Consider the following 24,123-nt stretch of genomic DNA (forward strand, 5'->3'; position numbering starts at 1 on the left):
TTTTAAAATGTCTTTAGGAGGAACGGAAATTGATCATAACCCTTAAACATATCTATAAAATTATGGGCGGCGAAGTGTTATTCGAAGACTTGAACATGGAAATCAAAGAACACCAGCGTGTTGGTCTTGTCGGAAGGAACGGAAGCGGGAAGTCAACATTGTTCCGGATCTTAACGAAGGAAGAGCCGATTGATGGAGGCGATGTGTTTATCCAGAAAAGAAAAACCATCGGATATTTGACTCAGATGCCGTCCCATTGGACGGGAACCGGCCGGGAATATCTACGCTCGGCCTTTCAAGAGCTTCAGGACATGGAAGCAGAGATGCAAGAGCTGGAACAGAAGATGAGGATTCCGCAACATATGGAGAAAGCTGTAGAACGATACGGATTCCTGCAGGAGCGGTTTGCAGACCGAGGGGGCTACGAAATGGAGTCATCCATCCGTCAGGTCGCCCACGGATTAAAGGTCCACCACCTGCTCGATCAGTCCTTTACCACGTTGAGCGGTGGGGAAAGGACGAAGCTTGGTCTGGCGAAGCTGCTGTTGGAAAAGCCGGATGTGCTGCTGCTGGATGAGCCGACCAACCACCTGGATGTCAAAGGGGTCGAGTGGCTGGAAGAGTTTCTCCAGCAATATCCCGGCACACTCTGCATCATTTCTCACGACCGCTTTTTCCTCGACCGGGTCGTTACGGATATGTATGACCTTGATGCTGGTAATATAGAAGCCTATAAAGGAAATTACACAACCTTTGAAAAGAAGAAGGAAGAAAAGCTGCTGGTCGAGTTTCACCATTATGAAGAACAGCAGAAGAAGATCAAGAAAATGAGGGATGCCATCCGCCGGTTGAGGCAGTGGGCCAACGAGGCCTCTCCTCCCAGTGAGAAGTTATTTAAAAAAGCGAAAAGCATGGAGCGGGCGCTGGAACGTATGGAGAAAATCAATAAACCGGTCATGGATCCAAAACGGATGAAGCTTTCCCTTGATTCAGAAGACCGGACAGGGAAGGATGTCTTCATCGTGGAAAACGGCGGGAAGTCCTATGGGAATTCCACGATTCTTCAGGGCTTCAACTTGCACGTCCGTTATCAGGACCGTCTGGCTCTCGTCGGGACGAATGGGAGTGGCAAGTCGACACTTCTTCGTCTGCTTCTTGAGGAAGAACAGCTGGATGAGGGTACGATGAAACGTGCACCTGGGATGAAGGTGGGCTATCTTCCTCAACATCCGCTGCAGGAGGCTGATCAAGAGCAGAGGCTGATTGATTATTACCGCGCATCTATTCGTGTAACCGAAGGAGAGGCAAGGCGTCAGCTGGCAGGGTTTCTTTTTTACGGCTATGATGTCTTCCGGAAGATCCGCCATTTGAGCGGCGGGGAACAAATGCGCCTGAAACTGGCCATCTTCATGCAGCAGGACCTGCACGTGCTGCTCCTGGATGAACCGACCAACCACTTGGATATTGAATCCCAGGAGGTTTTGGAAGAAGCGCTGGACCGCTTCTCCGGAACGGTGATCGGTGTGTCCCATGACCGCCATTTTCTGAACCGGTGCTTTCCGGAAACCATGTATCTGGCAAATGGAAAAGGGTATCGATGTTCAGGATCGTATGAAGATACGAAGCACCACTGGCCGGAGGAAAGAAAAGAGGAAGCGGAAAAGAAGGCGGCCCTTGAACCTGTGGAAGAACCCGCATCCCTGGAAGACCGGATTACGGATCTCGAAGAAGAGGCCGCTCGTTTGGAAGAAGAATGGGCGGTGGCTTCGCTTTCAGAGTCGCGCAGGCTGGAACAGGAAAAACAAGAGCTTGATGAAAGACTGGAAGCATTGTATGAGAGCTGGCTGGCCGAAGCAGGAGAATGAGAAAAACGGGAGGGCAGATAAGCCCTCCCGTTTCTTTTTGTGGAATTTTCCATTGAAACATCCTTACAGAATGGAGACATGCTTAGCCGGGTTGTTTTTATGCTCTTCATAATAATGAATGAGCGGCTGTGTATAGTAGAAGAGGTCCGGACAGTAGAGACCGGAAGACGCCAGGTCGTTTTCTGCCTGGGCTGAATCATAATCGGCGACGGTTTCAAAGTAGTCGAGCGCCTCTTTTTGAATGCCCAGCTTTCGGCGGATGTGTTTCAGTTTTAACGGTGGACGGGCAGCCGGGAGCGGCACCGTCAGATGAGGCTGTTTATCGGCATACAGATACGCGAAATGATGATAAATGTCCTTTGCTGTATAGGGGTGGGGATCTGTCAGGTGGTAGGTCTTACCTTCCGCGTCCGGCAGGTGGGTGAGAACGTTGGCTGCCTGGACCACATAATCGTGGGGGACGAGGTTCACCCGGGCCTGACCTTTTCCAAAATAAGGGACAACAGGGAGGGACTTCAGTGCATGCAGGAGATTCAAGATAAAGTAAGGGCCGTCGAATTTCGCTGTCGATCCTGTCCGCGTATGACCGACGACGATGCCGGGCCGGACAATGGTGAGGGGCAGACGATGCTGATACTCCTGTACCAGCCTTTCTGCTTCGTATTTCGTATATTCGTAATGGTTTTTGAAGCCGTCTCCATGCTTCAGCTCATGCTCGTAGACGGTTCCCTGCCTTTTTCCGGATACATAAGCCGTACTGAAATAAAGACAGCGGTTCAATCGCTGGCAGCCTTGCAGAAAACGGAGCACTTCGCGTGTTCCCTGAACGTTTACTTGAAGGGCAGGCGCCAGCGGAACGGCCAGATCATATAAGGCAGCCAGATGATAAAAGTGGGTGAGGTTCTGTTTCAGCTCCTCGGCTGTCGAAATGTCGAGCCCGAGATCTTTCTTTGTAATGTCTCCGGTTATCAGTGTAATACGGCCGCCCTCCACAGCAGGGTCCTCCAGACAGTCATGCAGCCGCATTCGTGCTTCCTTTTCCATATGAGGAAGGTGAAGAAGATAAACATGATCCACCTTCCGTGTGCGGAACAGATCTTTCAGCAGCTCAGCCGCCAGAAACCCGGGAAAGCCAGTACATACATACGTAAAAGCCATAAAACTGCCTCCTCCATCTTGTTTTTACCTCCATTCGGGATGGTGGAGGTGAATTCCTTTTTTCCTATGTAAAAAGGGGGATTAATAAGTGGGAATACGTGGTAAACATAGGTGAGGAATAGACGTTTAAACTAAAATGATCAGGGAAAAATCTGTAGAACGTTTATTGAACCGGCATGAGGAGGGGAGTCATGGGAAACCAGAATGTTGTTGTGTACACCAGTCGCGATTGTGCCTCTTGTAACCAGGTCATGGATTTATTAGATGAGTGGAATGTAGATTTTGAGGAACGGAACGTATCGGAAAACCGCACCTATTTTAAGGAGCTTCAGGGGAAGGGTGTCTACGGGACCCCGGCCACCTTTGTCGATGATCACCGTGTTTTAGGGTTTCAGAAACGCAAGCTCCAGCAGGTGCTGGGGTTGAGGGAAGACCTATATGCTCAAACGGACTCATTCAACTTTTCATAAATAAAGGAAACAAGTGATGAGAGTCACTTGTTTTTTTATCGTGTCGGGTACTGGATGATTGCGTCTCACTCTTTTCCTGCCTCTGTCATAGGCTGAAGTAAATACGTTAAAGGTGGCACAGTCATGTACCCATATTATTCCTACCCTTATTACGAAAACTGGTACCGGTATCCGGCTCCTCCTGTGTACAGCCAGGATACCTACCCGCAGACCTATTATCAGGGGAACGCCTTCTACCCATATCAGGGAGGTGCATCCTACGGCTTTCCTTATTACCAGGTGAATAGTACCCCTTACTCCGGTTATACTGAAACCGGGAATGAAGGCGGCTCCACCTCTTTCCAACCCGCAGCAGCAGGGAAGAGTGTGATCGGCTATTTTCAAAATGAGGAAGGTCAATTTGACTTTGATAAAATGATGAATACGACCGGTCAGGTGATGAAGACCGTTCAACAAGTCAGTCCGATTGTCAAAGGCATCGGTACTTTTGTGAAAGGGATCAAATAGACGCGCTGCTGATGTCAGCGCGTTTTCTTTCTTCCATATTGGAAAAACTGCAGGATGCGGAGGAAAAAGTTATGAGTATTGGATGTTTGTGCATTCACGGATATACAGGAAGCCCGGAGGAAGTGCAGCCGCTCGTGGATTTTCTTGAAGCGAGAACCGAATGGGAAATCGCCAACCCGACCCTGCCCGGCCATGGGGAGGATCTGGATCTTGAAGGGCATTATTATCAGGAGTGGATTGCAGCAGCTGAACTGGCGCTGTTGGATTTGATGAAACGTCACGATGAAGTGTATATCGTCGGATTCTCCATGGGTGGCATGATTGCAGCTTATTTGACGGCCAAATACCGGATCGACCGGCTTGTGCTTCTCTCAGCCGCCGGCAAATATGTGAGCCTTCCGCAGATGGCGAAGGATGTTCTGGAGATGGCTGGAGATGCGTGGAATGGTGCGCTGGCCGACAATGATCTGTTCCGCCGCTATCAGAAAAAAATGCGCGATACGTATGTATTTTCAACCATTGAATTTATGAAATGTGTTCAATTTACCCGCCCTTATTTAAGGGAAGTGACGTGCCCTGTCCTGATTATCCAGGGAGAGCTGGACGGCATGGTTCCCAAAGCCGCAGCGGTTTATTTAGAGGAGGAAATTCCGTCTACAGAAAAAGAAGTGGTCTTTTTGAAGCAGTCGAAGCATCTTATCTGCCACGGAGATGATAAAGACGAACTGTTTGACAGAGTGCTCGAGTTCATCGGCAGCGCTCAGCAGGAGGGGGTAACTTGAATAACCGAACAGACGGATCACCCTTTTATTATGGATGGGTGATCGTTTTTATTGCCGGTCTGAGTGTGTTTTTCTCCGGGCCCGGGCAGACGTATTCCATTTCTATTTTCATTGATTATTACATAGATGATTTTGATTATACCCGCTCGCTTGTCTCTGGCATTTATTCCGGTGCTACGCTTGCGGCCGGATTCCTATTGTTTATGATGGGGCGGCTGATTGACCGTTTCGGACAGCGGGCGATGATGGTCGCCGTCGGAATGTGCCTCGCCCTTGCGCTGTTCTGGAATGCCTTTTTAGCGGGTCCTGTCATGATGTTCATCGGTTTTTTCCTGATCCGCCTCTTTGGACAGGGGTCGATGACATTGATCCCGAATACCCTTGTTCCGCAGTGGTTCATCCGGAAAAGGGGGCGGGCGCTCAGTGTGATGGCCATCGGGGGTTTCGCAAGCTCTGCACTACTGCCGCCATTGAACACGTGGCTGATTGAAGCGTTCGGCTGGCGAATGACCTGGGGAATCTGGGGAACCGCTCTGCTGGTGATATTCGTGCCGCTTGCTTTTTACCTCGTGAGAAACCGTCCGGAAGATATAGGGGAAGTGCCTGATGGGGGCCGTAAACCGGCAGACGGGCACGAGATCAACAATCTGAATGCCGAAGTGAATGAAAAAAGCTGGACATTAAAAGAAGCAATGGCTGCGAGAGCTTTCTGGTTCATTTTGTTTTGTGTGACGGTTCCTGCTCTCGTCAACACAGCGATCACGTTCCATATGGTTTCCATTATGGAACTGCGCAGCCTTGACGCTGGAGTAGCAGCAATGGTGTTGACGCTTATGGCCGTTGTCGGGTTTCCGGTTACTTTTATTAGTGGCTGGCTTGTCGACCGCTTCCAAGTGCATTACATATTGGCTGTTACATTTTTCGGCCATATCTGTACGCTGCTGCTGCTTCTTGTGACGGATTCCTGGGCTGCCGCTGTCGGTTTTGGCTGTTTATGGGGAGTGGTGAATGGATTTGAGCGGATTGTATTGAACATCGTATGGCCGAATTATTTCGGGCGTGCCCACCTCGGGAGCATTAAGGGGCTTGCCCAAACGGTGATGGTCGTTGGATCTGCTCTCGGGCCGCTTCCTTTCGGTATTTTTTATGACTGGCTCGGGGGCTATCAGGAAATCATCGTGCTTACCGTTTTGTTTCCAGTCACCGCGACAGTTCTGGCACTGCTTTCCCCGCAGCCTGATTATGAAACCTATCATGGATAAACAAACTCCTTAGGCTAAGGCCTAAGGAGTTTGTTGGCTGTAGAAAAAGCCTGTGTTAACCAGTGAGAGTTGTCCATTTGTCGTGGGAAGGGTCACTTTCCGCTTATCGGTGGATGAATGCCGCGGGCATGCAGGCATCACCACCGAACGCTCCTCATGCCGACGTTAGAATATAGAGGAGAGAAATTGTGCACGAAGCAGATTCAAAAGAACAGCATGGGATGCGCTGGTGCGCACTTGCGTGGAAAAGAAAAAGGGAAAGCACAGGCGCCGATGACGGCTGCCTTCCGGAATATGAAAAAGACTCTCCTCCATCCAGCAAGGGCGAGCTGGGTGAAGGAGAGTCTTTGTCGATGTTAAAGAATTCCCAATGAGCGGCGCCCCTTCCACTCCTGCGGAAGAACGAGTGGTCCGAGATCGCCGAGCGTGGGTTCTGCGAGGAAGCTCGGGCGCTCGTCCGCGGAAAGGGAAGGGGCTTTCGCTCCTGGCGGTAAGAAAGAAAAAAGCTTGTAAAGAAACGGAGTTTTCAGCTTTTAATCTTTGAAAAAGGCAATGGCGAGGCCGCCTTCCCCCGCATAGGTGGCAATCAAAGGACCCATTTCCATAAACAGGCTTTCCTTAAATGGATAGCGGTCTTTGATCATATCAAGCACCTGACTGCCGCGTTCCTCATCATTGGAATGGGACAGAGCAATGACGCGGTCTTCGAAGGAATGAGCGTATTCCCCGATTTGATCGACAAAGCGGCGGATCGATTTTTTGTTTCCCCGCACCTTTTCCGTTACTTCGACGGCACCGATTTCACTTGCTTTCATAAGCAGCTTGATGTTCAAGGTCTTGGCCAGAGCGCCTTTGACTTTATCCAGGCGTCCGCCTTTAATGACGTTCTCCAGCGTTTTCAAAATGAACAGCGTAATCGTGTTCTCGATACGGTCTTCCATATGGGCGACAAGTTCGTCAAAGGAGACGCCTTCGTCCATTTTCTTTCCTGCTTCGTCGACAAGAAGAGCGATACCACAGGAGGCCGTTTTGGTGTTCATAACTGCGATCCGGCGGTCGGGCTCTTCTTCAAGCAGCATGTTTTTGCCGATTTCAGCACTTTCGTAGGTGCTGCTCAACCCGTGACTGATGGCAAGGACGAGGATATTCGCAGACGGGTCCACGCGTTTGTACATTTCATAAAAATCATTCGGGCTCGGGGAAGAGGAGCCGGGGAGCTCTTCTGACTGTCTCATCTTCGTATAGAAGGTATCCAGATCAATGGTTTCTTCCGTTTTATAATGTTCGTCCCCGAAATGGATGTTTAACGGGACGGAGAGGATGTTATGCTTCTCCATCATTCCCGGCGCGACATCTCCGCCGCCGTCGATGATTAGTTGTGTAGTCATTCGTTCACCTGCTCTCAAAATATCGTCTTTCCAGTATACCAGACTCGTTTCAGTGATCTTTTTTCAATTCGTGGGTCAGTTTCGGCTCGACTTTTTTCGTGGTGCTCAAAATAAACATCATCAAGCCGAATAAAACGATGGACCCGCCAAGCCACTGCACCCAAGTGATGGATTCCTTAAGGATCCAGTAAGCTAACAGAGAGGCTCCAATCGGCTCCAGGAGGGCCGCCATCGATATGGAGGCCGCGCTCAGCCAGCGCAGTGTCCAGTTGAACAGTGAATGTCCGAAGAACGTCGGAATCACGGCAAGGGCCAGGAAAATAAACCACTGCTCTCCAGAGTAGCCTGTGAAGGCCGTCCCGGCGGCCACGTTGTAGAGGCCGAGGGTGACAGCTGCCATTCCATAGGCAATCAGTGTATAGGTGAGAAGCGACAGCCGCTGGCGCAGACTCTGGCCCAGCAGGAAGTACCCGGTTACGGTAACCGCTCCGAGGAGCGCAAGAATATCACCGGCCAGTGCTGTTCCACTCAGCTGAAGATCTCCCCATCCAATGATGACACTGCCGATCAACGTAATGAAAAGGCTGAGAATGGCTCCGACGGTAAATCGTTCCCGGAAAAACAGATAGGCGCCCGTAAAGGCAAAGACGGGCTGGAGGGAAACGAGAAGAACGGAGCTTGCCACGGATGTATATTTTAAGGATTGAAACCAGAAGATAAAATGGAAGGCGAGAAAAATTCCTGAAATCGTGGCAAGGAGCCAATCTTTTTTATGAATGTGTTTGAATTCACCGGAATGTTTCCATAATACATAAGGGGCCATCAGTCCGGCGGCAAGCAGCAGCCGGTAGAACGCGGTCATCGAAGCAGGGGCGCCGCCCGCAAGCTTGACGAAAATGGCCGAGGTGGATATGGAAACCACTCCGATAAACAGGATGAAATAAGGATGCACCGGAGGCTTTTCCAATCTAGCCCTCCTCTGGTATAGGTCGGTTTTTACTCATTTTATCATTATTGGGTTTGAAAAGCATAGCGGAAATGTGTAGAATATAATATGTTAAATATGTTATGATGAATAAATCTATCAGGCAGATACCAGAGAAGCCTCTCCCGTTTCCTGTGGCAGAAGGCTTTTTTTACATGGATATAGGTAGAAGATTTAAACATAAAGGAGTAGGAATTAAGTGACAACATTCGAATCACTAGGATTATCAAAGCCGATTTTAAAATCATTAGACGTAATGGGCTTTGAAGAAACCACACCAATTCAAGAACAGACCATCCCTCTAGGACTAGAAGGGAAAGACGTGATTGGGCAGGCTCAGACAGGTACGGGTAAGACGGCGGCATTCGGTATTCCGATGCTTGAAAAAATCAACAAACAGGTGAAAGGCGTTCAAGGTCTTGTCATCGCCCCGACAAGAGAACTGGCTATTCAGGTAGCTGAAGAAATGAACCGTCTTGGTAAAGGGAAAGGCGCACGCGTCCTTCCAATTTACGGTGGATCCAATATGGAGCGCCAGATCCGTGCGTTGAAAAACAACCACATCGTGGTAGCGACACCTGGACGTTTACTTGACCACATTCGTCGTAAAACGATCAAATTGGAGAACGTGCACACAGCTGTCCTTGATGAAGCGGACGAAATGCTGAACATGGGCTTCATCGATGATATCCGCGACATTCTGAAGGCTCTTCCAGAAGAACGTCAGACACTCTTGTTCTCTGCGACCATGCCGAAAGAGATCCGCGATATTGCAACAACTCTTATGAACAATCCGGAAGAAGTTAAAGTGAAAGCGAAGGAAATGACGGTGGAAAACATCGAGCAGTTCTTCGTAGAAGTTCCGGAAAAACACAAGTTCGATACACTGACGCGCCTGCTTGATATTCATGATCCAGCCTTGGCGATCGTCTTCGGTCGTACGAAGCGTCGTGTAGACGAAGTAGCTGACGGTCTTCAAGCCCGCGGATTCAGCGCGGAAGGGATTCACGGAGACCTGACTCAAGGAAAGCGTATGTCTACGTTGAACAAGTTCAAGCGTGGCCGTATCGAAATCCTTGTCGCTACAGACGTAGCTGCCCGTGGACTGGATATCTCTGAAGTGTCCCATGTGTACAACTTCGATATTCCACAGGACCCGGAAAGCTATGTACACCGTATCGGCCGTACTGGTCGTGCCGGGCGTAAAGGAGAGTCCATCTCCTTCGTTACACCACGTGAAAAAGATCAGCTTAACTTGATTGAAAAGCTGACGAAGAAGAAAGTGGATCGTCTGAAAGTGCCTTCTTCTGAAGAAGCTGCACGCGGTCAGCAGAAAGTGGCTGTCGAAAAGATTGCTGAAACTGTGAACAACAATGACTTGAACAACTACAAAAATGCAGCAGAAGAACTGCTTGAGCGCTATGAGTCTTCAGACCTTATCGCAGCAGCTCTGAAGTTGATGACTAAAGAACGCAGTGAAGTTCCTGTTAACTTGTCCTACGTTGCACCAATCAGCGTGAAAAACGCCCAGCGTGACAAAGGCAAGAAAAAAGGCGGCTACCGCAAAGGCGGAGGCGGCCGTAACTTCAACAACAAAAACAAATCCCGCAACCGCAACTTCAGCGGTAAAGGCGGTAAGCGCGGCAGCTACCAAAACAAAGGCCGCAGCTAATATATAAAAAAGATCCGCTTCCTATCTGTCAGGAAGCGGATCTTTTTTTGTTTCAAGGGAGCGGTCCGGCGCACGAATTAAAGGGATCGGTTCACAAGCGCAAACAAGGCGAGGAAAATGATAATGCCCCACAATACATATTTTCCGATCCCTCCACGGCCGAACCGTCGTTTTTTCCACCGGTTGGGGTCGAAGGAAATCTCATCACTGTCCCGGCGGGAAGGACGGGTGCGGATCTGCCATAGGGAAAAGGGACGGGCGTTTTTTAAGATGGCAGGGGCGATGGCGAAGCCGCCGATCAAACCGAACAGATGGCCGAGCACGTTGATGTTCGGACGGGTGAACGTCATGAAAAGCCCGAGAGCGAAGATGACGATAATGATCTGTGCATTGGCCTGATCGATGAAGTGCTTCCGAAACAGCACCATAAACAGATACACACCGAAAATCCCGAAGATGGCTCCGGATGCACCGAGGTGCGCGTAGTAAGCATCGGGGTTTACGATAAATGTCCCGATGTTCCCGGCAATACCGGCGGCCAGGTACATGACGATAAACCGGACGCGGCCGAGCATCTGTTCAAGCGCAGGTCCGAACAGGACGAGGGAGAAGGAATTGAATACGGCGTGCATGAAGCCGGCATGCAGAAAGATGGGGGTGATCAGCCTCCAGTACTCTCCATTTAATACGAGTACGTTCACGCCGATGCCCCACTGCTTCAAGTCGACAGCAAAACCAAGCTGAAGGAAATCCGCAAGCAGCCATAACGCAAAATGGATTCCGACAAGCGCAGAAACCACTGGATAAAATCTCAGAAACTCTTTGAAGCTTTCTGTTCGTAAAAACATGACATTCGTCTCCTTTGTGATGTCTTGTTATCTAAAAGTGTAGTCCCACCACCGTCTGCGTATTCTTTTTTTAACAAAGGTACGTTCGGGTATACTGGTGGTAGATGAATAAGGAAAAGGGAGATGCTGTGTGATCAGAGGAATCGGAATCGATATGGTTGAAATCGATCGTATTAAACAAAGTATAAAGCGTCAGCCGCGCTTTGTTCAAAGAATATTAACGGAAAATGAATATCAGCGCTGTCATAACCTTAAAGAACAGCGTCAGGCGGAGTTTGCCGCCGGGCGCTTCGCTGCCAAAGAAGCCTTCTCAAAGGCGGCTGGGACCGGCATCGGAGCTCTCGGTTTTCAAGATATGGAAATCCTGCCATCGGAAAAAGGCGCCCCGCAGATGACCGTCAAGGGCTTTGAATCCTTCCACATCTGGGTATCGATCACCCACAGCCGGACTCATGCGGTCGCCCAGGTGGTTTTGGAAGAGAGCGGCCGGGAATAGACAGGCAAGACATAATTGAACCGCTTGTCTCATAACATGTAATGCGGGTAGGAGGGAACGAGTTGGATATTGTAACCGCACAAGAGATGTACGAACGGGATCAGGCTGCAGCGGAAGCCGGACTGGCAGGATCCATGCTCATGGAGAATGCCGGACGTGCGGCCGCCTATGATCTGGTTAAACACATTCAGAGATCGGACCGCATCATCGTATGGATCGGTGCGGGAAGCAATGGCGGAGACGGATTTGTGATTGCGCGTACCCTTTTGAACCTTGGGTACACGGCTGAGGCTGTGCAGGTCGTTCCGGACGAAAAAATTAAGGGAGACGCCGCCGTGCACAAGCAGATCTTCCAAGCTTCCGGTCACACAGTGAAAAAATGGACGGATGTGGAAGACGCGGAAGGATACCTGCTGCGTGCGGATGTTTCCATTGATGCCATGCTCGGCATCGGCGTCCAGGGTGATCTGCGTGACCCTTATAAACAAATCGTCCAGCACTGTAACGAAGCTTCTCTACTTCGTCTTGCCGTCGACCTCCCAACCGGCGTTCCTGCGGATGAAGGAGTAGAGGAATTCACAGCATACAAAGCTGATTACACCTCGGTGATTGAAGCTCCGAAACTGAGTGCGTTTCTCCAGCATACACAGCCCTGGTACGGGCAGTGGTCCGTCGTTGAAATCGGTATTCCGCCACAGGCTGCTCCTGCCGTGCGCCGGAGCATGTGGACGGTGGAGGATGTGAAACGGACGCTCCCTTCCCGTGATGATCATTCGCATAAAGGTTCCCACGGCAGAGGTCTGGTCATCGGAGGGTCTATGTTGATGCCTGGGTCTGCAGCGATGACGTCGCGGGCGGCCCTTAGAAGTGGGGCCGGGCTGATCGCCATCGCCACGGAGGAAGGAGCGGTTCCGTCCATATCCCCTTATGTCCAGGAGGCCACTTTTGTGGAAAGGGAGACAATGGACCTCTCCACCTATGATGGTGTAGCGGCCGGTATGGGCATCGGCAGGGGAGCAGAGGCCCAGGCGTTGATCCGTCGTGTGGTCACTCATACTAAAGGGCCGCTGCTGATTGATGCGGACGGGTTGTATGTGCTGAAAGACTTTCTTGGGGAAGTGGAAAAGAGGCAGGAACCGACCATCCTCACTCCACATCCGGGAGAGTTTGCTCATCTGACCGGGCGATCGATCAAGGACGTGCTGCTTTCTCCGTTCTCCCTGGCTGAAGCTTTCGCGCGCCGGCATGGGGTTTACCTCGTCTTGAAAGGGCCGGCAACGATCATTACCGCCCCTGACGGCCGGCAGCGTGTCGATACCACGGGGAATGCGGGCCTTGCCAAGGGTGGAAGTGGGGACGCCCTGGCCGGCATCCTGCTGGCGATGCTGATGCAGTCACAATCCATGTTGGACGGACTCAGCAGCGGCTGTGTCCTGCACGGCCATACCGCCGATCAGCTCGTGCAGCAGGGACGGTCGAAAGTGGATCTGCTGGCCACCGATGTAATAGAAGGCCTGCCCGGAACCTTTCGTACACTCTCTTCATCCATAACTTAACGTTCCCTTTGTCCATAAGTAGAGACAAAGGAGTGGAGTCTGATGCAAAGACGTTTTCTGATCCTTTTATTCAGCCTGTTCATCCTGGGGGCTCTGACCGCGTGCGGCTCCCAGTCAAAAGAGGACGTAGTCAAGAAGCTTGAGAAGCAGACAGAAGAGATGGCGGGTTATAAAACGGAAGCAAACATGAAGATGCGCACAGGCAAGGAAGAGCAGAAGTACCATATTCAAGTATGGCACAAGAAAGATGATTACTACCGCGTGAAACTTCAGAATGATCAGGACGAAAAGGGAAGTCAGGTCATTCTGAAAAACGATACCGGCGTCTATGTCCTCACTCCGGCTTTGAATAAGAGTTTCAAATTCCAGAGTGACTGGCCGCAGAATACAAGTCAGCCCTATTTATTCGCTTCTCTTTTAAATGATATCAAGGCCGACCCGGAAGCCGAATTCACCGCAACCGAAAACTATTTTAAATTCAAGACGAAAACCAACTATCAAAACAACAAAACACTCCCTTATCAGGAAATTTATTTCGATAAAAAATCCTACCAGCCGGTTATGGTCAAAGTTTTCGATCAGGATATGAATGCGCTCGTGGAGGTCTCTTTTGCGAATTTCACAAAAGATGACTCGCTGAAAAAAGAAGACTTCGATGTAGACAAGAATATGGCGATGTCTCCGGCTGAGGCTCCAGTAGCGAATATGGATGGGGCGGAGGAAGAGCTTGAGGAAGTGCTTTACCCACAGGAAACCTTCGGTGCAGAGCTTGCGGAAGAACGCGAAGTAAAGACAGATGACGGCAAACGCATGATCATGACATATGCCGGAGAGAAAAACTTCACACTCGTTCAGGAAAAGGCAGAAGTGCAGCCGGCCAGTGCCGGGTATTCTGTCCACGTGAACGGAGATCCGGTGCAGCTGGATGACGGTGTCATTGCTGCGCTAGAGCACAACCGTCTGGAGTGGAGTCATAACGGAACGACCTACCAGCTTGCAAGTAATGAGCTGACCCAGGAAGAAATGGTCTCCGTTGCCAGTTCGATCAACCATGGGGCTATGGTGAAATAGTTGAAAGTGGAGCAGGCGTCCTCGTCTGCTTTTATTTTCTTTCTTACACATCCGCAGAAAGCGCTCTGCGGATGTTTGGTATGGGAAAGGAGGTGTCCATTTGACAGGGGGGAATGTTCCGCTCAATAATAATAGGATAGTTAAAGGAGAGGAGCGGGCAAGGTGCAGCAGGATAGATACTACAGAGATTCGATAGCAGAAATTGATTTATCCGCCATTGAAGCAAACATTCAGCAGTTGAGACAGAGGCTTCACCCTGGGACGGGGATCTACGCGGTCGTCAAAGCGGACGCTTACGGGCACGGCGACGTACAGGTCGCTGCCGAGGCCCTGCGTGCGGGAGCAGGTGGACTGGCGGTTGCGATTATGGATGAAGCGCTCAAACTTCGGGACGCGGGCATTGAGGCTCCCCTTCTCGTAATGGGATGGACGCGTCCGGAAGACGCTCCGCTGGCGGCAGCGAACGACATTACCGTCACGGTTTTCCAGAAGGAATGGCTGCATCACGTGCAGACGGACGCATGCCCGAAGCCGCTGTCGATTCATTTGAAGCTCGATACAGGTATGGGAAGGATCGGAGTCCGTGACACGGAAGAAATGGACGCCGTCCTTGAAGCCGTTAAAGCAGAAGATATGTTCCGGCTGAAAGGAATCTTCACCCATTTTGCCACGGCAGATGATGAGGATACGAGCTATTATCAGCGGCAGGCGGACGAATTTCAGCGATTGATGGACCATTTTAAGAGGGTTTGGCCGGAAGATGTCGAAATACATACGAGTAACAGTGCGACAAGCATGCGTTTTCCAGAGCGGATGGACCACTTTGTCCGTTTCGGGATCAGCATGTACGGACTTTATCCATCCGCAGATGTGAAAGAGGAACGCCCGATAGAATTGACGCCTGCCTTTTCCCTGACCAGCTGTCTGGTTCACGTGAAGCAGGTGGGACCGGGGGAATCGATCAGCTACGGAGCGACGTATACAACAGAAAAAGAGGAATGGATCGGAACCGTTCCATTGGGTTATGCCGATGGCTGGATCCGCCGGCTGCAGGGCATGGAAGTCCTTGTCGACGGGAAACGTCATCCGATTGTCGGAAGAATCTGCATGGATCAATTCATGATTCGGCTGGATCAGGAATATCCTATAGGGACAAAGGTTACCTTAATTGGTAAACAGGGGAATGGCGAAGTAACGACAGATGAGGTGGCTGACTATCTGGATACCATCAATTACGAAATTCCCTGCATCATCAGCCGCAGGGTCCCCCGTGTATACCGGAAGGACGGGAAGACCATCGAAGTAAGAAATACGTTGTGACAGGAAGGAACAGGTGCAAGACAAATCTCCCGATGTAAGGATAGAAAGCTGCACAAAACACAAAAAAATTCCAACACGCCTTTGCAATGGACACTCCCGTTTGATAAGATTAGAGTGGACTATTTGACTGGTTTCTTTTGAGAGAAGATGGTGGAGGTGTATGGTTTTGTCCGACAGCATGCAGGAGATTGTCATCCGGATTCCGGATAACCTACTCAATGAAGTGGATGGCTTCATTCAACTCGATAACAGTGATCGGAGCGATTTCATGTGTCAAGCTACTAAAATGTATTTGCGTGAGAAAAAACAACGTCATATTCGGGAATCGATGCGAAGAGGTTATATGGAAATGGCGAAAATTAATTTAAACATCGCTTCAGAAGCGTTTCAAGCTGAAGAGGAGGCCGAACACACCCTGGAGCAATTAGTGAGCGGGGTGTGAAGCCTGTGATAGTCAAACGAGGTGACGTTTATTTCGCTGATTTGTCCCCGGTTGTGGGATCCGAACAAGGCGGCGTTCGTCCTGTACTCATCCTTCAGAATGACATTGGTAATCGCTTCAGCCCGACCGTAATTATTGCTGCGATTACAGCGCAAATACAAAAAGCCAAACTTCCTACTCACGTTGAAATCAATGCAGAAAAATATGGGTTCGAGCGAAATTCTGTGATCCTATTGGAGCAAATCAGAACGATTGACAAGCAGCGTTTGACCGACAAGATCACCCAATTGGACGAACCGATGATGCAGCAGGTGAATAAATCCCTGCAGGTCAGCCTCGGTTTGATCGACTTCTAACTTATCTTTTTTCTTTTTGTTAAAATAAAGTTGCCTCGTATGCAGGCGGCTTTATTTTTTTTGTCGAATGTAGTTTATAATAGAAATACAAAGGGTATTGTTGTTGGCATGTTTTTTTTACAAACGGATTGGTGTAATTACCCGGCCTTTTTTGTTAACATTATACCCAGATAGCAAAAACAGCAGTTGGAAAATATGAAATGGTATCAATGGCGGAGGGTTCGATAATGGATGAACGATTAAAAAACGTAGTGCTGGAACACAGTGACGATATTGTCAATATGTGGTTGAAGGAAGTTGACGCTCATAAAAAGAATGATTATACATCAACGATTTCTGAGGAAATGTTTGAGAATACGAACCGGGAGTTCGTGAATGTCATTTTCTCAAGCATTGAAAAACAGGGATTGTCCTCGGATCTGGATGATTTCTCTGAACGCCTCATTAATCTAGGCTGGCCTTTGAGCTACCTGACGGACGGCATGCAGGTATTCCGCCGCGTTGTAACCGATTTTATACTCAAGCAGTCGGAAAAGGTCAATTCTGACCATTTCTCTGAAATTCTGCGGGAGGTGGATGGATGGGTGGATCCGATCATCAACCGCCTCGTCAATGAGTACTCGGGCAGCTGGGAGCACATCGTATCCCTGCAGCGGGTCGCTCTGCAGGAATTGTCAGCACCGCTGATACCGGTGATGGATAACATTACGATCATGCCTCTGATCGGTACGATTGATACGGAAAGAGCCAAGCTGATCATGGAAAACCTGCTTGATGGAGTGATTAAACACAATGCAGAGGTCGTGCTGATCGATATCACGGGTGTGCCGGTTGTCGATACAATGGTCGCGCATCACATCATCCAGGCGGCAGAAGCGGTCCGTCTAATCGGTTCACGCTGTATCCTTGTCGGTATCCGTCCCGAAATTGCGCAGACGATCGTCAACCTCGGTATCGACCTTGGAAAGTTCCCGACGAAGAGTTCCCTTCGTAAAGGCTTCCAATCAGCTCTTGAGCTGACAAACCGCCGGATTGAGGACACGCGTTCCAATGACCAGGATATTGAAAAACTGATTGATTCGCTAGATGGGGAGTGAAACAAATGAGGATACCTATATTAAAGCTTCATAATTACCTGCTTATTTCCATCCAGATCGATCTTGATGATCAAACGGCTATCCAGTTCCAGGAAGACCTGTTGAAAAAAATCCATGAAAGTGGAGCTACAGGTGTCGTCATTGACCTGACCTCTGTCGACATTATTGATTCGTTTATTGCTAAAGTACTCGGCGATGTCGTGACGATGTCAGATTTGATGGGGGCAAAAGTAGTGCTGACGGGAATTCAGCCTGCGGTAGCCATGACGCTGATTGATTTGGGCATTCATATGCAGGATGTTCCTACAGCATTAGATCTAGAACAAGGATTGATTAAACTTCGCCAGGAATTGGAGGAGTGAGTATGGATTTTCAATCCTGTGTAAACATACAAAAGGAGTGGGACATTGTCGGAGCAAGGCAGCTGGGCCGTGACATCTCTAGAAAAATCGGCTTCGGCACCGTTGACCAGGCAAGAATCGCCACTGCCATCTCGGAATTAGCGAGAAACATTTATTTATATGCAGGGACCGGAAAAGTCTGTTTTGAAACGGTTGAGGATATGAACAAAAAAGGCATCCGGATCGTTGCCATGGACGAAGGACCTGGGATTCAGGACATCAGTCAGGTCATGGAGGACGGCTTTACGACTTCCGGGGGACTTGGTGCAGGACTTCCAGGTGTAAAGCGGCTGATGGACGAGTTCGATATTATCTCCCACGTAGGGGAAGGTACGGAAATCAAGGTTGTGAAATGGCTCCGTTAGAGGAGGTATAAACGATGAGTACATTGAAACTCGACTTGGAGAATTACAAAGAGCTGCTGCAGGAGTATATTACTACGAAAGATGAGCAGGCTCTGTATCAGGCAGAGCAGTTCAGTAAATACTCGATGCAGCAGAATATATCACCAGAAGAAATTATTAACGTGCATATTCAATCATTACAGGAAATATACCCGGATATGCCGGAATATATACAGACATCGATGAATTTCCTTTTGGAAACCATGATTTCCTATGGTCTCGCCTATCAGGAGTATCAAACGCTGCGTGAAAAGCAGCTGGAGCTGAAATCCGAAATTTCGGTTGCGGCCAATATGCAGAAAACACTGTTGTCTACGGTGAAGCCGGACATTGATGAGCTGGACGTCGGGGCGCTCAGTGTACCGGCGAAACAGATGAACGGTGACTATCACCACTTTGTCCACGACAACAAAGGCGGCCTGGGTATTGCGGTGGCTGACGTCATCGGAAAAGGCGTGCCGGCCGCTTTATGCATGTCCATGATCAAATATTCCATGGACAGCTTCTCTGAGATGCAGACTGATCCAAGTGTCATTCTGGGCAGCTTGAACCGGGTTGTGGAACGCAATGTGGATGCAAGCATGTTCATTACGATGTTCTATGGCTTGTATAATAACAACAATCATACGTTTACTTATGCTTCTGCCGGTCATGAGCCGGGCTTTTATTATCATAAGGATAAGGACGAATTTGAAGAAATCGATGCTCCGGGCCTTGTTCTCGGTGTATCTCCTGAAATCACCTACACCCAGTATGAGAAACAGGTGGAAAAAGGCGATATGATCGTCCTTTTGACCGATGGTGTGACAGAATGCCGGACGGGCGACCGTTTTATCGAGCAGGAAGAAGTGCTGCACGTTATCAAGCAGTATTCTCATCTGCCGGCACAGGGCATCGTCGACCAGGTGTACAAGCACTTTGAACGCCTGCAGGACTTCCACCTGCGTGATGATTTCACGTTGATCATTCTCAGAAGGAATGTTTAACGTTTTATCGATCCGGGTATTGGTTATTTAGGTTACTTTTCAGCAACACGGGAGGGATATTTATGAATTTATCGATAGATGTAACAAAGAATGACGGCGTGGCGCACGTGATGCTCGGCGGTGAAGTCGATGCATTCACGGCACCTCAGCTTAAAGAGACGCTTCTTCCATTGACGAAGGAACAGGATGTCGTTGAAGTGAACCTTCAAGACGTGAATTATATGGATTCCACAGGACTGGGTGTCTTTATCAGTGCCTTGAAAGCGACGAAAGAACATGACAGCACGCTCCGTCTCGTTCATATGCAGGACCGTGTCTACCGTCTGTTCAAGATTACCGGCCTGACTGAAATTATGAACATCGATTCTACAGTGCAAGGTGGAATGTAATGATGGAACCATTTGATTTTGTTGAAGTGAAGGTGCCTGCAAAAGCGGAATATATCGGAGTCGTGCGTTTGAGCACGTCCGGGATTGCCAACCGCATGGGCTTTTCCTATGAAGATATTGAAGATTTGAAAGTGGCGATTTCAGAAGCGATCACCAACGCCGTCAAACATGCCTATAAAGAAACGGGTGAAGGAGAAATCACCATCGGTTTCGGCGTGTATCAGGACAGACTCGAGGTGATGGTGGCCGATCACGGCGGAAGCTTCAATCTTGGTGAAGTGAAAGAAGACATCGGACCTTATAAGCAGGACGGTGATATTGAAGAGCTCCGCGAAGGCGGATTTGGCCTGTTTTTGATTGATGCCTTAATGGATAAAGTCGAAATCAACAGTAAATATGGAGTGATTGTATTAATGACGAAATACCTCCATGAAACCGGGGTGGGTCATAATGGCGACCAGATCACAACACCACAATGAGGAAATTTACGAATGGATTGCCTACTTACAGGAGAATCCAAAAGATGAGGCTGTACAGGAGAAAGTGGTCCTTGTTTATAAGGACCTTGTAGAGTCCATCGCCCGTAAATATTCGAAGAACAGTACGATCCATGAAGATCTCGTTCAGGTCGGAATGCTCGGCCTGCTGGCAGCGATCCGCAGGTATGATAAGGATTTCGGAAAATCATTCGAATCGTTCGCGATCCCGACCATCATCGGTGAGATTAAACGCTTCATCCGGGATAAGACATGGAGTGTGCACGTACCACGCCGGATTAAGGAACTTGGGCCGAAGATAAAGAAAGCGGCTGAAGAGCTGACGAATATCCAGCAGCGTTCCCCGTCTGTCCTCGAGATTGCTGAATACCTGGAAGTCTCTGAAGAGGATGTACTGGAAACGATGGAAATGGGTAAAAGCTACAAAGCCCTGTCCGTGGACCGTAAAATCGAAGCGGATTCAGATGGAAGTACTGTAACCATTCTCGATCTTATCGGGAATCAGGATGAAGGATACTCCAATATCGATCAGCGGATGCTGCTCGAAAAGGTGCTGCCGATCTTGAGTGAACGGGAACAGGAGATTCTTCAATGCACGTATTTTGAAAACATGAGTCAGAAAGATACAGGTGAGCGGCTGGGCATTTCCCAGATGCACGTATCCCGGCTGCAAAGGCGGGCGCTGCGTAAATTGAGGGAAGCTCTCCAGTCGGAATCGGTTGAGGTGTTCTAGTGGAAAAGGGGAACGAACGGGTGGAGTTATCTGTCTTCCAGAAAGCTAAAAAAGGAAATTATTACTGTGGCGACAGTTATTTTTACCGTGAAACAGATGATGCGTTCCTTTGTGCACTGGCTGATGGCCTCGGCAGTGGAGAGATGGCCAGGGAGTCTTCGAAAGCTGTGATGGAAATCATAGAAGATCATCCTTCTCTTTCTGTAGAGGCGCTTGTAAAAAAATGCAATGAAGTACTGGTCGGCAAACGCGGGGTGGTGCTCGGTATTTTGAAAATCGATTACCATGCGATGACTTATTCGTATTCCTCCATCGGGAATATTGGAGTCATTACTGTAGACCCTGACGGTACACGCCACCGGAATATCCCGCTGGCGGGTTATTTATCCGGGTATTCGAAGTCACTGCGGGTTACTCACGGAAATATCCAGAAAGGGATGATTTTTTTGATGTTCTCTGATGGAGTGAACGACCGCCGCCTGTCTTCAAAGCTCACACATGTACGAAACGCGGAAGAGATTACGTCCTTGTACAAAAATCTGTACGGACAGAACCGCGATGATGATACAACGCTGATCGCGATAGTTTACCATTAAAAATCCTTATTCTTCGGTGTGAATCCGGGAATAAGGATTTTTTAATTCGTTGAACCATCCTGGAACAACGAGGTAAACGCTTCGTTGTTTTGTTACAATAAGAGGGACGTCATTGAAGGAGGTCTTTTTTTGAGTGATTGGAAAAACAGTCCGGAGCTGATTCAGTCAGTAGCCGGACAGATGAAGCTGAAAGAAGGAATTATCCAGCAGGTGATTCAACTGCTGAACGAAGGGAACACCGTCCCGTTCATCGCCCGTTATCGTAAGGAGATGACCGGTGGTCTTGATGAAGTTCAAATTAAAACCATTGAAGATCAGTGGAATTATGCCGTCAACCTTGCTGAGCGTAAAGAGGAAGTCGTTCGCTTGATCGATGAGCAGGGGAAACTAACGGATGAATTGAAAGCCGACATAGAAAAAGCAGAAAAACTCCAAAAGGTGGAGGATCTTTACCGTCCTTACAAGCAAAAAAGGAGGACGCGTGCCACAGTGGCGAAAGAAAAGGGGCTTGAACCTCTGGCCCTTAAAGTATGGGCGCAGGAATCTTTCGGCTTTGAAGCAGAGGCGCAGACGTACATTTCCGAAGAACAGGAGCTGCCGGCTGTTGAAGACGTGCGTGCAGGTGTGAATGACATTCTGGCGGAATGGATATCAGAGGACGCAGCATTCAGGGAAAGAATTCGTAAGCAGACGCATGAGAAAGGCACCATCGCTTCTTCAGAGAAGGACAAGGCCAAGGATGAAAAAGGTGTCTTTGAGATGTACTACGACTACCAGGAGCCCGTCCGTTCCATCGCCTCCCACCGTGTGCTGGCCATGAACCGTGGGGAGAAGGAAGGGATCATCAAGGTTTCTGTCCAACCGCCTGAGGACAGTATTACGCAGTATCTGGAAAAAGAAGTCGTGAAGCGGGGAACAGGCGGAGAACTCAGAGGAATCCTGACAGACGCGATCCAGGACAGCTACAAACGACTCATTCAACCTTCTGTGGAAAGAGAGATCCGCAATTCTCTTTCCGAAGTGGCTGAGGAGCAGGCGATTGATGTGTTTTCGAGCAACCTGCGAAGCCTCCTGCTACAGCCTCCGCTTAAAGGCAAGGTTGTACTTGGAGTTGATCCGGCATACCGTACGGGCTGTAAGCTTGCGGTTATCGATGAAACAGGAAAAGTGCTCGATATCGGAGTCATTTATCCAACCGCACCTAAAAAAGATACCAAAGGCGCAGAAAAGAAACTCCTGTCATTGATGGAACAGTACAACATGGAGCTCATCGCCATTGGAAATGGAACCGCCTCTCGAGAAACAGAGCAGTTCATTAGTGATATGATCCAGAAGCACAGTTGGAAAGCTTCCTATATGATTGTGAACGAAGCGGGAGCCAGTGTGTATTCAGCATCCAAGCTGGCCAGGGAAGAGTTCCCGGATTTTCAAGTCGAAGAAAGAAGCGCGGTATCGATTGCCCGCCGAATCCAGGATCCACTCGCGGAACTGGTGAAAATCGATCCTAAATCCATCGGCGTCGGGCAGTATCAGCATGATGTTACCCAGAAGAAATTGAACGAGTCCCTGACGTTTGTTGTAGAAACGGCCGTCAACCAAGTCGGAGTAAACGTGAATACAGCCTCTGCTTCCCTGCTTCAATATGTATCCGGCTTGAGTAAAACGGTGGCTAATAACATCGTGAAGAAGCGGGAGGAACTCGGGAAGTTTACGAAACGCAGAGAATTGAAGGACATTCCAAGGCTCGGAGCGAAAACGTTCGAACAGAGTATCGGATTTCTCCGGGTACTGGACGGAGAAGAACCGCTCGACCGTACGTCGATCCACCCGGAAAGTTATCAGGCGACAAGGAAGCTGCTTCAGAATCTTGGATTTACAAGTAAGGACCTCGGGGATGGACAATTGGGTGAAAAGCTGAAGCAGATGGACTTGAATGCCGCTTCGGAAGAATTCGGCATTGGTACGCTGACGCTGACAGATATTCAAAAGGCATTGATCCAGCCGGGCCGTGACCCACGTGACGATCTTCCTAAGCCACTGCTCAAGACGAACGTCCTTTCCATGGAGGATTTGGAAGAGGGAATGGAACTGGAAGGAACCGTTCGTAACGTGGTTGATTTCGGTGCGTTCGTCGATATCGGAGTAAAACAGGACGGGCTTGTCCATATATCCAAACTGGCTGATAAATTCGTCAAACATCCGATGGACATGGTCTCTGTTGGAGATGTTGTAACAGTATGGGTGGACAAGGTGGATGTCCAGAAGCAGAGGATTGCTTTGACCATGATTCCTCAATCGTAAAGGGATACCTGGGAGCTGCGGCTTCCGGGTATTTCTATTTATAGAGGTGCTGATAATAGTACCAGCACTGATTAAGCAGCTTGATCTGATACTTATCTTTATTGAAGAAAGCACGCTCCATCTGTACTTGCAGCCAGGAAGGCATGACGGACAGCTCCTTTCTGTTCCTCTTTTTAAATACGTATGATACAGTATGCACAGAACAGGGGAGGTGTGCTTGTGCAGTCTTTGACACAACAACAGCTGGAAGCATGGACGGACCAATTATCCAAAAAACATTTTGACAAACCATTTGTGGATGATGTATACTTCAATTCTCGTCTTCGAACGACAGGCGGGCGGTACATTCCTTCAAAAAGAACCATTGAAATCAATCCGAAGTATGTTGTAGAATTGGATGGTGCTGAATTAGAAGGGATTATCAAACATGAACTCTGCCACTATCACCTTCATATAGAAGGGAAAGGCTTTGGACATGGTGATCCTGAATTCAAAGATCTTTTACATAAAACAGACTCTCCGAGATTCTGCGCGCAGCTGC

Annotated in this window: 28 protein-coding genes (1 of these 28 cut by a window edge); 23 read left to right on the plus strand and 5 right to left on the minus strand. The window is 49.1% G+C overall.

Annotated elements, in window-relative coordinates; translation table 11 throughout:
• The first annotated feature begins 29 nt into the window (after window positions 1-29).
• Window positions 30-1,865 carry a ribosomal protection-like ABC-F family protein gene (gene abc-f / locus ACXAD6_RS00545; protein ID WP_474967180.1) on the plus strand — a complete coding sequence of 612 codons (1,836 nt, stop codon included), beginning with the start codon at window positions 30-32 and terminating at the stop codon, window positions 1,863-1,865.
• A gap of 63 nt (window positions 1,866-1,928) precedes the next feature.
• On the opposite strand, the gene ACXAD6_RS00550 is transcribed toward abc-f, so the two are convergent.
• Window positions 1,929-3,023: an SDR family oxidoreductase gene (locus ACXAD6_RS00550; RefSeq protein WP_474967181.1), complete on the minus strand. Its 1,095-nt coding sequence runs from the start codon at window positions 3,021-3,023 to the stop codon at window positions 1,929-1,931.
• Window positions 3,024-3,214: 191 nt separating this feature from the next.
• Between ACXAD6_RS00550 and ACXAD6_RS00555 the strand changes: the two genes are divergently transcribed.
• From ACXAD6_RS00555 to ACXAD6_RS00575, 5 genes are all read left to right on the plus strand, one after another.
• Entirely contained in the window at window positions 3,215-3,493 is a 279-nt protein-coding gene (locus ACXAD6_RS00555; protein ID WP_027956800.1) for a glutaredoxin family protein, read from the plus strand.
• Between the two features lie 123 nt (window positions 3,494-3,616).
• Complete coding sequence (locus tag ACXAD6_RS00560; protein WP_474967182.1) at window positions 3,617-4,000, plus strand: YppG family protein; 384 nt, start codon at window positions 3,617-3,619, stop codon at window positions 3,998-4,000.
• Window positions 4,001-4,071: 71 nt separating this feature from the next.
• Complete coding sequence (locus tag ACXAD6_RS00565) at window positions 4,072-4,782, plus strand: alpha/beta hydrolase (protein ID WP_474967183.1); 711 nt, start codon at window positions 4,072-4,074, stop codon at window positions 4,780-4,782.
• On the plus strand, window positions 4,779-6,044 hold the full coding sequence (locus tag ACXAD6_RS00570) for an MFS transporter (RefSeq protein ID WP_474967184.1): 1,266 nt from the start codon (window positions 4,779-4,781) through the stop codon (window positions 6,042-6,044). The genes ACXAD6_RS00565 and ACXAD6_RS00570 overlap by 4 nt, the downstream gene beginning before the upstream one ends.
• A gap of 188 nt (window positions 6,045-6,232) precedes the next feature.
• Window positions 6,233-6,418, plus strand: a complete 186-nt coding sequence (locus tag ACXAD6_RS00575; protein WP_474967185.1) for a hypothetical protein — start codon at window positions 6,233-6,235, stop codon at window positions 6,416-6,418.
• Between the two features lie 159 nt (window positions 6,419-6,577).
• On the opposite strand, the gene ACXAD6_RS00580 is transcribed toward ACXAD6_RS00575, so the two are convergent.
• Together ACXAD6_RS00580 and ACXAD6_RS00585 are read right to left on the minus strand one after the other, a co-directional pair.
• Complete coding sequence (locus ACXAD6_RS00580; protein ID WP_474967186.1) at window positions 6,578-7,432, minus strand: DegV family protein; 855 nt, start codon at window positions 7,430-7,432, stop codon at window positions 6,578-6,580.
• Window positions 7,433-7,481: 49 nt separating this feature from the next.
• Window positions 7,482-8,399 carry a DMT family transporter gene (locus ACXAD6_RS00585; RefSeq protein ID WP_474967187.1) on the minus strand — a complete coding sequence of 306 codons (918 nt, stop codon included), beginning with the start codon at window positions 8,397-8,399 and terminating at the stop codon, window positions 7,482-7,484.
• Between the two features lie 217 nt (window positions 8,400-8,616).
• Between ACXAD6_RS00585 and cshA the strand changes: the two genes are divergently transcribed.
• A complete protein-coding gene (cshA, locus tag ACXAD6_RS00590) occupies window positions 8,617-10,089 on the plus strand; it encodes a degradosome RNA helicase CshA (RefSeq protein WP_474967188.1) in 1,473 nt (490 codons plus the stop codon).
• A 77-nt stretch (window positions 10,090-10,166) separates the two neighbouring features.
• On the opposite strand, the gene ACXAD6_RS00595 is transcribed toward cshA, so the two are convergent.
• A complete protein-coding gene (locus tag ACXAD6_RS00595; protein WP_474967189.1) occupies window positions 10,167-10,937 on the minus strand; it encodes a rhomboid family intramembrane serine protease in 771 nt (256 codons plus the stop codon).
• 130 nt (window positions 10,938-11,067) lie between these two features.
• On the opposite strand from ACXAD6_RS00595, the gene acpS reads away from it, so the two are divergent.
• From acpS to ACXAD6_RS00670, 15 genes are all read left to right on the plus strand, one after another.
• Window positions 11,068-11,433, plus strand: a complete 366-nt coding sequence (gene acpS, locus ACXAD6_RS00600) for a holo-ACP synthase (protein WP_474967190.1) — start codon at window positions 11,068-11,070, stop codon at window positions 11,431-11,433.
• A gap of 62 nt (window positions 11,434-11,495) precedes the next feature.
• On the plus strand, window positions 11,496-12,989 hold the full coding sequence (locus tag ACXAD6_RS00605; RefSeq protein WP_474967191.1) for an NAD(P)H-hydrate dehydratase: 1,494 nt from the start codon (window positions 11,496-11,498) through the stop codon (window positions 12,987-12,989).
• A 42-nt stretch (window positions 12,990-13,031) separates the two neighbouring features.
• A complete protein-coding gene (locus tag ACXAD6_RS00610) occupies window positions 13,032-14,060 on the plus strand; it encodes a LolA family protein (RefSeq protein ID WP_474967192.1) in 1,029 nt (342 codons plus the stop codon).
• A 162-nt stretch (window positions 14,061-14,222) separates the two neighbouring features.
• On the plus strand, window positions 14,223-15,380 hold the full coding sequence (gene alr / locus ACXAD6_RS00615; protein WP_474967193.1) for an alanine racemase: 1,158 nt from the start codon (window positions 14,223-14,225) through the stop codon (window positions 15,378-15,380).
• Window positions 15,381-15,540: 160 nt separating this feature from the next.
• Window positions 15,541-15,822: a CopG family ribbon-helix-helix protein gene (locus ACXAD6_RS00620; RefSeq protein ID WP_027956786.1), complete on the plus strand. Its 282-nt coding sequence runs from the start codon at window positions 15,541-15,543 to the stop codon at window positions 15,820-15,822.
• 5 nt (window positions 15,823-15,827) lie between these two features.
• Window positions 15,828-16,178, plus strand: coding sequence for a type II toxin-antitoxin system PemK/MazF family toxin (locus ACXAD6_RS00625; RefSeq protein WP_027956785.1), 351 nt, complete (start codon window positions 15,828-15,830; stop codon window positions 16,176-16,178).
• 227 nt (window positions 16,179-16,405) lie between these two features.
• Window positions 16,406-17,275 carry an RsbT co-antagonist protein RsbRA gene (locus ACXAD6_RS00630; RefSeq protein WP_027956784.1) on the plus strand — a complete coding sequence of 290 codons (870 nt, stop codon included), beginning with the start codon at window positions 16,406-16,408 and terminating at the stop codon, window positions 17,273-17,275.
• Between the two features lie 5 nt (window positions 17,276-17,280).
• A complete protein-coding gene (locus tag ACXAD6_RS00635) occupies window positions 17,281-17,637 on the plus strand; it encodes an STAS domain-containing protein (protein ID WP_027956783.1) in 357 nt (118 codons plus the stop codon).
• A gap of 2 nt (window positions 17,638-17,639) precedes the next feature.
• Window positions 17,640-18,041 (plus strand): anti-sigma regulatory factor, encoded by a 402-nt coding sequence (locus tag ACXAD6_RS00640; RefSeq protein ID WP_474967194.1) that lies wholly within the window; start codon window positions 17,640-17,642, stop codon window positions 18,039-18,041.
• 14 nt (window positions 18,042-18,055) lie between these two features.
• Window positions 18,056-19,066: a SpoIIE family protein phosphatase gene (locus ACXAD6_RS00645; RefSeq protein ID WP_474967195.1), complete on the plus strand. Its 1,011-nt coding sequence runs from the start codon at window positions 18,056-18,058 to the stop codon at window positions 19,064-19,066.
• Window positions 19,067-19,128: 62 nt separating this feature from the next.
• Window positions 19,129-19,455, plus strand: a complete 327-nt coding sequence (locus ACXAD6_RS00650; protein ID WP_474967196.1) for an STAS domain-containing protein — start codon at window positions 19,129-19,131, stop codon at window positions 19,453-19,455.
• Between the two features lie 2 nt (window positions 19,456-19,457).
• Window positions 19,458-19,934, plus strand: a complete 477-nt coding sequence (rsbW, locus tag ACXAD6_RS00655) for an anti-sigma B factor RsbW (RefSeq protein ID WP_474970330.1) — start codon at window positions 19,458-19,460, stop codon at window positions 19,932-19,934.
• Window positions 19,906-20,685 carry an RNA polymerase sigma factor SigB gene (gene sigB, locus ACXAD6_RS00660; protein ID WP_027956778.1) on the plus strand — a complete coding sequence of 260 codons (780 nt, stop codon included), beginning with the start codon at window positions 19,906-19,908 and terminating at the stop codon, window positions 20,683-20,685. The genes rsbW and sigB overlap by 29 nt, the downstream gene beginning before the upstream one ends.
• Window positions 20,686-20,705: 20 nt before the next feature.
• The gene (locus ACXAD6_RS00665; protein WP_474967197.1) at window positions 20,706-21,281 is read left to right on the plus strand and encodes a SpoIIE family protein phosphatase; all 576 of its coding nucleotides are present in this window, start codon (window positions 20,706-20,708) and stop codon (window positions 21,279-21,281) included.
• A 129-nt stretch (window positions 21,282-21,410) separates the two neighbouring features.
• Window positions 21,411-23,582, plus strand: a complete 2,172-nt coding sequence (locus tag ACXAD6_RS00670; RefSeq protein ID WP_474967198.1) for a Tex family protein — start codon at window positions 21,411-21,413, stop codon at window positions 23,580-23,582.
• A gap of 34 nt (window positions 23,583-23,616) precedes the next feature.
• On the opposite strand, the gene cmpA is transcribed toward ACXAD6_RS00670, so the two are convergent.
• Window positions 23,617-23,727 (minus strand): cortex morphogenetic protein CmpA, encoded by a 111-nt coding sequence (gene cmpA, locus ACXAD6_RS00675; protein ID WP_474967199.1) that lies wholly within the window; start codon window positions 23,725-23,727, stop codon window positions 23,617-23,619.
• Between the two features lie 38 nt (window positions 23,728-23,765).
• On the opposite strand from cmpA, the gene ACXAD6_RS00680 reads away from it, so the two are divergent.
• Window positions 23,766-24,123, plus strand: the 5' portion of a protein-coding gene (locus ACXAD6_RS00680) for a SprT family protein (RefSeq protein WP_474967200.1). Its footprint extends 131 nt past the window's final position; only the first 358 of its 489 coding nucleotides appear in the window; its start codon is at window positions 23,766-23,768; its stop codon lies beyond the right edge, outside the window.

It is taken from the genome of Halobacillus sp. ABH2_015, from assembly GCF_056158945.1.

What these genes read in the sequence shown, in the direction of transcription:
- ACXAD6_RS00565 (WP_474967183.1), top strand. Translation starts at nt 4,072, where the DNA reads ATGAGTATTGGATGTTTGTGCATTCACGGATATACAGGAAGCCCGGAG.
- ACXAD6_RS00610 (WP_474967192.1), top strand. Translation starts at nt 13,032, where the DNA reads ATGCAAAGACGTTTTCTGATCCTTTTATTCAGCCTGTTCATCCTGGGG.
- ACXAD6_RS00560 (WP_474967182.1), top strand. Translation starts at nt 3,617, where the DNA reads ATGTACCCATATTATTCCTACCCTTATTACGAAAACTGGTACCGGTAT.
- sigB (WP_027956778.1), top strand. Translation starts at nt 19,906, where the DNA reads ATGGCGACCAGATCACAACACCACAATGAGGAAATTTACGAATGGATT.
- ACXAD6_RS00645 (WP_474967195.1), top strand. Translation starts at nt 18,056, where the DNA reads ATGAGTACATTGAAACTCGACTTGGAGAATTACAAAGAGCTGCTGCAG.
- ACXAD6_RS00555 (WP_027956800.1), top strand. Translation starts at nt 3,215, where the DNA reads ATGGGAAACCAGAATGTTGTTGTGTACACCAGTCGCGATTGTGCCTCT.
- cmpA (WP_474967199.1), bottom strand. Translation starts at nt 23,727, where the DNA reads ATGCCTTCCTGGCTGCAAGTACAGATGGAGCGTGCTTTCTTCAATAAA.
- ACXAD6_RS00620 (WP_027956786.1), top strand. Translation starts at nt 15,541, where the DNA reads ATGGTTTTGTCCGACAGCATGCAGGAGATTGTCATCCGGATTCCGGAT.
- ACXAD6_RS00635 (WP_027956783.1), top strand. Translation starts at nt 17,281, where the DNA reads ATGAGGATACCTATATTAAAGCTTCATAATTACCTGCTTATTTCCATC.
- ACXAD6_RS00650 (WP_474967196.1), top strand. Translation starts at nt 19,129, where the DNA reads ATGAATTTATCGATAGATGTAACAAAGAATGACGGCGTGGCGCACGTG.
- rsbW (WP_474970330.1), top strand. Translation starts at nt 19,458, where the DNA reads ATGGAACCATTTGATTTTGTTGAAGTGAAGGTGCCTGCAAAAGCGGAA.
- ACXAD6_RS00630 (WP_027956784.1), top strand. Translation starts at nt 16,406, where the DNA reads ATGGATGAACGATTAAAAAACGTAGTGCTGGAACACAGTGACGATATT.
- ACXAD6_RS00580 (WP_474967186.1), bottom strand. Translation starts at nt 7,432, where the DNA reads ATGACTACACAACTAATCATCGACGGCGGCGGAGATGTCGCGCCGGGA.
- ACXAD6_RS00550 (WP_474967181.1), bottom strand. Translation starts at nt 3,023, where the DNA reads ATGGCTTTTACGTATGTATGTACTGGCTTTCCCGGGTTTCTGGCGGCT.
- ACXAD6_RS00595 (WP_474967189.1), bottom strand. Translation starts at nt 10,937, where the DNA reads ATGTTTTTACGAACAGAAAGCTTCAAAGAGTTTCTGAGATTTTATCCA.
- ACXAD6_RS00640 (WP_474967194.1), top strand. Translation starts at nt 17,640, where the DNA reads ATGGATTTTCAATCCTGTGTAAACATACAAAAGGAGTGGGACATTGTC.